Annotated in this window: 3 protein-coding genes and 1 pseudogene; all 4 read right to left on the bottom strand. The window is 43.2% G+C overall.

The genetic code is table 11. The features are described from left to right. Positions 1-618, bottom strand: a 618-nt coding sequence (locus ACFILD_RS08855; RefSeq protein ID WP_375665144.1) for an integrase arm-type DNA-binding domain-containing protein, incomplete at its 3' end; no start/stop codon positions are given. Between the two features lie 126 nt (positions 619-744). Further along, positions 745-945, bottom strand: a complete 201-nt coding sequence (locus ACFILD_RS08850) for a hypothetical protein (protein ID WP_375661119.1) — start codon at positions 943-945, stop codon at positions 745-747. 1 nt (position 946) lies between these two features. Beyond that, positions 947-2,065 (bottom strand): phage tail protein, encoded by a 1,119-nt coding sequence (locus ACFILD_RS08845; RefSeq protein ID WP_375665142.1) that lies wholly within the window; start codon positions 2,063-2,065, stop codon positions 947-949. Next, positions 2,065-2,346, bottom strand: a pseudogene (locus ACFILD_RS08840) (baseplate assembly protein); the annotation flags it as partial. The pseudogene ACFILD_RS08840 and the gene ACFILD_RS08845, both read right to left, overlap by 1 nt.

Below are 2,346 nucleotides of genomic sequence, written 5' to 3'. Positions count from 1 at the left end.
TAAATCAACATCTACACCTAATGCAGCCGCATGTTTGAGACAAAGATTAAGACGTATCAATGCTGTTCGAGCAATTACAGCTTTTGTATGCCAAATGGGAGAAAGGGTATTGCGTATCTCAGTTTGTGTAATCTCAGAAACCGGCAGACAANAAATGGGAGAAAGGGTATTGCGTATCTCAGTTTGTGTAATCTCAGAAACCGGCAGACAACCTAATTTAGGGAGAATATGAAGGCGTAAAGGTGTAAACCATTTACCATTTTTACCATCACCTTTTAATTCAGCTTTACGACTTTCAAAAGCATCCACGGCAATATCTTTTAAATAATGGAGATTGCTTATTGCTTCACGCTTTTGTTTATTGCGTTCTTTAATGGGGTCACGACCCTCACGTAAAACCGAACGCCACCCAGTTGCCAATTCACGGGCTTGTTTTAAAGAGACATCTCGCAACGCTCCCAATCCCATTTCACGACGACGACCATGAATGGTATAACGATAAATCCATTGAGCACCTCCATCTTTACGCTTATGAAGAAGCAAGCCGGCACCATCATTATATTTGCCAGCCCCCAATGTTGCGACAGATCTTGTATTAAGACGGTTCATAAGAGCCATTTTTTAATCCTTTCTTATACAAATTTGATCCACACACTCATCCCACTTGTTATGTGCAAATGAGTGGTTTTGATTGATTCAAGATAAACAGATTTGAAATGAGAGAATCTTCCGTTATTCGGGATTCTAACTCAATATGAATAACGCTAAATTATCATTATAAATCAATATCTTGTATCGGTAATGCCGTCCCCTTATAATGGTTTGAACTTCATTGAGTTCACCACTTTGAATAAAGGGACGCGTGCCATAAAAGACAACGCTTTGTTGTTCCTCTTTGCCGCGAGATCTGTCAATTGCAAAGGGTAAACCACTTTCATGCTTCATATTAAAACCTCAATAAAATCTTGAATTGTTCGCGAACATCGGCACGCAAAGGAATATTGATGGGCGTTTTGAGTATCTCGACACCGCCATTTAGTTCATTGGCGTCACACCAAAGCTTGCCCAGGGGGATATCAAGGGGGACATCTTGTTTGGGAATGCCGTGAACGAGAATGGAAACAAAAGCTGCTTGTTTCCCGTCAACATCATGAAAATCTGTGCGGGCTGCCAGCAAAAGCGCCGTGACCATCGAGGAGGGCTGGAATCTGCTGCCACAATGGCTGTAATCACCATCCAAAGCTTGTCCGACAGGCGCTACAGCATAGCATCTGCGATACCCCATCACGCTATTTTGGCTGTCTCTTAACACGAAATAAAGCGTGCGGTTGCTAAACCACTCTGCCATGAGTATATCGCGTTCATGTTTTTTGACCGAACACCACGGAAAATTTGCCAAATCCCAAGGGTAATCAATTTGGTTCCAGCTTAACTCCTCGTCAAAGTCATCAATCCAGTTGCCAATAAGCTTGCCTTCTTCTTTTGTGAGGGTATGATTGATTTCTGTTGTGCGCCCAAAGGAAAACAAAGTGCCCCCAGCTTTTAAGTGCACGCCACTCTCGAAGTCCAGCATGCTGTGATCAAGTCGTGACATATTGGCTTCTAAAGCTTGCACATCATACCCCGCAACACCACGACGAAAATCGGAGCGCAAACTTTTGGAGAGATCTGTAATCGCTTCAATAGCTTCAAGGCTTTTGCGTTTAGGCAACTGATCAAAATCAAGTTGAAAGGAATTCCACCATGCTCGCCCTGTCCATGCGGGTTGAAAGCGTGCCGAAATCCCTAGCCATTCAAGCCCCATCTCTATTGCCGCAAGGGAGCCGCGCAAGCGCTGCCATTGAAGCCCTTGATCAATCAAATCATAGAGGTTTGGAACATAAGGTGTCAGTTCACCAAGCCCGTATTCTTCAATGAGCCACGGCAAGAAACGGGGAGGGCGTGTGATCAATTTAGCACGTGAAATCCCCAAAACAGAACCATCAATATCTTGATGAAAATCGCAAGCATCGGCAAGGCGCTTTTCAAATTCCGTTGCGTTTGTGGGGAGTAGGGAGCCAACCATTAGCGCGTATACCCTTTAAAGTTTAAGGTGATTTTTCCAATCGATAAAACTTCTTCATCACAAACCATACTGTCTTGTGTTGGTGCAATGGCGATCACTTTCTGGACACCAGCAATCATTAGTTTTGAAATCCACCACGACAAACTTAATTCACGACCAATGGCTTGTTCTTGTTGCCATGCTGTTCTTAAATTTATTTTCATTGTTGTGAGAATTTTCAAAGATGTTTCTGGTAACAGCCAAACATCTGCTTCTAAATCCAGCACTTTTTTGACAGCAGC

The organism is Bartonella sp. CL162QHHD, assembly GCF_042195435.1.
In the GTDB taxonomy this organism is placed as follows: Bacteria; Pseudomonadota; Alphaproteobacteria; order Rhizobiales; family Rhizobiaceae; genus Bartonella.
The sequence above is the reverse complement of the archived record's forward strand: the minus strand, read 5'-3'. Positions and strand labels throughout refer to the sequence as shown.